The following is a 5,393-nucleotide window of genomic DNA, read 5'->3' as shown; positions in this document are numbered from 1 at the left end:
ACTGAAGTCATGAATGATGAAAATGCATTAGAAAGTGATGTAACAGAAGCGTTAAATAACTTAACTAATGCTATTGGAAACTTAGTCTTAAGAGCTGATAAGACAAGATTACAAGAAGCATATGACATGGTAAATGGCTTAGATAAGAGTCTATATACAGAAGGAAGTGTCGCTGGATTAGATGAACCAATGGCAAATGCCAAAGCAGTATTAGATGATCCAGATGCAACCCAAGAAGCAGTCGATAATGCATATGCAGAATTAATAAGAGCATACTTAGACTTAAGATTGATTCCAAATAAGGATCTATTACAAGACTTAATTAATAAAGCAAATGGACTAAATGCCACAAATTATAGTGCAAAGACATGGAATGTAATGATGGAAGCGTTAAATGAAGCAAAGGCAGTATTAGATGATCCTGAAGCAAGTCAGGCAGAAGTCGATAATGCTAAAGATGTTTTAGCAAAAGCAATGGCGGGATTGGAAATAAGTAATTCAGACGCTGCAACAGTTAGTATTAAAACTGGTGATAATGATCTGATAGGAATTTTTGTAAGCTTGTTAGGTTTAAGTGCGGTAGGATTGAATTTATTTAGAAAAAAAGAAGGTTAATAAAATGTTGAGTGTGCAAGCAGAAAACTGCTGCACACTTTTTAAGTATATAATTTTACTAGTAATTATATAATTTTACTAAAATTTCTATGGTATAATATATAAGAATATCTATATGATGATTATAATATTTATTGAATATTATTAATGATTATTAGTTAGTTGAAAGAAGGTGAAAGTTGTTAGGGTAAAGATGGAAATTGAATAGAATTGTAATAATTTAAAAATATGTGAAAGGAGAAGGGAAAATGAAGAAGTTTATATACAAAGGGTTTATTGTTTTTTTATCATTATTTATGACTTTATCTTTTGTATCAGTAAATGGAACTAAGCTTAATGCTGCTGGGGCAGATGATTTGATCAACATTGCAGAACTTTGTGATGTAACAGTTCCGCAAAATGAAAGTGCTATTCCAAACATGTTTGATGGAAATACACAAACAATCTGGTGTCCTTCAAGTACGGCAGGCTGGCCGGCAACTGTTACTTTTAAGTTACCAGCAGATAATACTAAGCCTGTAGAAAAAATTGAAATTCGTTTTAAAATTGAAAATTCGTCTCAAGAAAATTGGAATATGGATGTAAAATTGGGATACTATGTCAATTCTGTAACAGATGAACTTATTGCAAAAGAAGTCGAAGGGCATATGTTAAAAGATGCATTTGTATTTGAATTTGATGAGCCTATAAATATTTCTCATGCATTAGTAACTATGGCTAATCCAAAAAATGGAGATAGTCAAGCTGGATTTTGGCCTCAAATAGCTGAAATGGGAATTTATGTAGCTGATGATGGTCAAGAAAGTGATCTTTCAAATTTAGCTTCTAATGCTGTAATTACATCATGTGGTAATGGAGCGGGAAATGCTTCTAATTTAATAGATGGAAATTATAGCAGTTTATATGTTTTCTATAATGGTGGAATGTCTTCTATTCAAGGAGAAGCTTGGGTACAAGCTGATCTTGGTAGAGATATGGATATTGCATCTTTAGAAATTGCTTTTGAAAATTTAACTAATGATACAAATAATTTTGAATTTACTTATAGTATTTATGGGATGAAAACAGCTGATACTGATTGGACGAAATTAGTAGCAAGTGCAACTGCAAATCGTACTGATAACAGTGTTAATGAGTATCTTTTAGGTGTTGATGGAGCAACTGTTAAATATAGTAAATTTAAAATTGTTATCGAATCTATTACAAGTACTGGTGGTGACCCATGGCCAGCAATTGCAGAATTAAAGATTTTTGGTAAAGAAGTAGCTGTTCAAGATCCAGATAATCTTGCATGGCAAAAACCTACACATACAAATACAAATAATGATGCAAGCAGTAAAATTACTGATGGTAATGTTGCTAGTTCATGGAGTGGTGCTTATTATCCAGGATATGTAGATATTGATTTAGAAGAAAATTACAATATTTCTGATATTGAAGTGTATTTACCGACTTCTGGATATTCACAATATGATATCTATACGAGTATGGATGGTCGTGATTTTACAAAACTATTAAGTAAAACAGACACTGAAAGTACTCCTGCTGAGGGAGATCGTTATGAGGTTGATGTAGAAGCTCGAATTATTCGTGTATATATAAATTATCAATCTTCAGGAAGTAATGCAATTATCAACGAGGTTCGTGTTTTAGGTGAAGCAAGTGGTACTCAAGTTCAAGAAACGCCTGTTGTACAAGTGGGAAATTTTGAAGGTAGTAAATATGATGTAGAGATTACTGATGAAATGACGATTGAAGAAGTGCAAGGAATCATATCTCGTCAATTAGGTGAACAGTATGTTGACTGGTTTGATTTTTCATTAGGAACAAATCCAAATGGAAATGGATATGATTATTATACTTTAAGTGAAAGTAATGGTAAGATTCATATTGAAGGTAATGATGGTGTATCTTTAGCAACCGGATTAAATCATTATTTAAAATATTATTTAAATGTGCATATTTCACAAGTAGGTAATCAGGTAAAAATGCCTGCTGAAATTGTTTCATTAAACGGTGAAACAATTACACGTGAGACTAAATTATCAGTTCGTTATGCTTATAACTATTGCACGCTTTCTTATTCTATGGCCTTTTGGGGTGAAGAAGAATGGCGTAATGAACTAGACTGGTTAGCACTTAATGGTGTAAATGCAGTATTAGATGCAACTGCTCAAGAAGAGGTATGGCGTCGTTTCTTACAAGAAGTTGGATATACTGCTCAAGAAGCAAAAGATTATATTTCAGGACCTGCTTATTATGCGTGGTCATATATGGCAAATATGGCTGGTTATGGTGGACCAGTTCATGATAGCTGGTTTGTAGATCGTACAGAATTGGCAAGAAGTAATCAATTATCAATGCGTAAATTAGGGATGCAGCCAATTCTTCAAGGATATAGTGGTATGGTACCAGTTGATATTGAGACAAAAGATCCTTCTACTAAAGGAAGTGTCATTGGTCAGGGATCATGGTGTTCATTTACTAGACCAAGCATGCTAAATGCGACATCTCAATCATTCCGTGATTATGCAAGGTTATTTTATAAGATTCAAAAAGATGTATTTGGAGATGTAACTGATTTTTATGCTACAGACCCATATCATGAAGGTGGAAATCCTGGTGGTGTAAGTGCTAATGTTGTTGGAGCAAATGTTTTAGATGAAATGATGACAGCAGACAAAAATGCTGTTTGGGTTATTCAATCATGGGGATCTAATCCAACTACAGGATTACTTCAAGGGGTTGCACCAAATAAAGATCATGTCTTGATTTTAGATTTATACGCTGAAAAATCGCCACGTTGGGAAAGCTTTAATGGAACCCGTGAATTTACTGATACTCCTTGGGTTTATTGTATGTTAAACAATTTTGGAGGAAGATTAGGATTACATGGTCATATTGAAAATTTTGTGAATGAAGTTCCTAGGGCAATTAATAGTGCTACATATATGAAGGGAATTGGAATCACTCCAGAAGCATCTGTTAATAATCCTGTTTTATATGATTTGTTTTTTGAAACAATTTGGTCAGAAGATGGAGATAACGTTGAAGCAATTGATTTGGATACATGGTTTAAAGATTATACAACACGACGTTATGGTGCTGAAAGTGAAAGTGCTTATCAGGCAATGTTGATTTTAAATGAAACAGTTTACAATCCATCATTGAATATGAAAGGACAAGGGGCTCCAGAGTCTGTTATTAATGCACGTCCAGCAACTAATATTAGTGCTGCTTCTACGTGGGGAAATGCAGTTATTGATTATGATAAAGAAGATCTAGAAAAAGCGGCAGGTTTATTATTAGAAGATTACGATTTATTAAAAGATAGTGATGGATATTTATATGATGTTGCTAATGTTTTAGAACAAGTTTTATCTAATTCAGCACAAGAATATCAAAAAGCTATGGTTAGAGCTTATGAAGCTGGAGATTTAGAGCAGTTTACAACAATTTCAGCTAAATTTCTGGATCTTATTGATATGGTAGATAAAGTAACAGGAACTCAAGAATATTTCTTAGTAGGTAGATGGATCGAACAAGCTAAAGGATTGGCTGATAATGCTGATGAATTTACTAAGGAATTATATGAATTTAATGCTCGTTCATTAATTACAACATGGGGAAGTATCAATCAGGCAAATTCTGGTGGATTACATGATTATTCTAATCGTCAATGGTCAGGATTAACTAAAGATTATTATAAACCACGTTGGGAATTATGGATTGCAGAACGCACTAAAGAATTAATGGGAGAAACTGGTAAAAATTATTCAAGTGCAGAATGGTTTGCAATAGAATGGCAATGGGTAAATGAAAATAATTTATATCCAACTGAGTCTAATGGATTAGATTTAAGAGAATTAGGTGAAGATGTATTAAATAATTATATTGTAAGTCAGGTACCAAAAGATCCGGCAGCCGATGGTTCTAAAGATCTAGCGACTGATTTAATGACAGTAACAAGTGGTAGTGAACAAGCGACAAGCGGTTCAGAAGGACCAGCTTCAAATATGATAGATGAAAATACATCTACGATTTGGCATTCAGTATGGAGTGGAACAGATCGCGATAATCTTTGGGTAAATATTCATTTATCTAAACCATCAACAGTAGATGGTTTACGTTATTTACCTCGTCAAAATGGAAGTAATGGTATAATTACAGGTTATATTATTGAGGTAAGTCAGGACAATGGTGAAACATATCATCAAGTCTCTAGTGGAACATGGGCAAATTCCTCAGCATGGAAAGCTGTACAGTTTGATGCTGAAGATAATGTAACAGATGTTCGTTTAAAAGCAACAGCGTCAGTTACAGATACTGCTAGTAAAAATTATGCTTCCGGAGCTGAAATTCGTTTAACAGCACCTCAATTACAACCTGAAGTTGATAAAGCAGTACTTGTTGAAACAATTGCCGCTGCAGAAGCATTAAATGAAAGTGATTATACAGTTGATAGCTGGACAGTACTTGCAGATGCATTAACACAGGCTGAAGCATTAATTGCTAAAGAAGATGCAACACAAGAAGAAGTTGATGCAGCAGTAACAGAGTTGAATACAGCAATAGAAACTTTAGTTAGAAAACCTATTGAAGTAGAAACAAATAAAGTTGCTTTACAAATAGCTGTCGATACCGCAAATACTTTAAAAACTAAAGGTGCATTAGAAAATGTCGTACCAGCAGTCGTTAATGAATTTGAAGCAGCATTAGCTGAAGCTGAAGGTATTTTAGCTGATTCTAGCGCTGATCAAACAACGATCGATACATCA

General features: G+C 33.7%; 1 protein-coding gene and 1 pseudogene. Both read left to right on the top strand.

Going from position 1 to position 5,393, the window contains the following annotated elements:
* Positions 1-615 (top strand): annotated as a pseudogene (locus BR82_RS0114205) (FIVAR domain-containing protein); the annotation flags it as partial.
* A gap of 248 nt (positions 616-863) precedes the next feature.
* The coding region (locus BR82_RS0114200; protein ID WP_034865213.1) for an alpha-N-acetylglucosaminidase TIM-barrel domain-containing protein at positions 864-5,393 on the top strand (4,530 nt) is incomplete at its 3' end.

It is taken from the genome of Thomasclavelia saccharogumia DSM 17460, assembly GCF_000686665.1.
Lineage (GTDB): Bacteria > Bacillota_I > Bacilli_A > Erysipelotrichales > Coprobacillaceae > Thomasclavelia > Thomasclavelia saccharogumia.
This window is presented reverse-complemented; position numbering and strand designations above follow the sequence as displayed.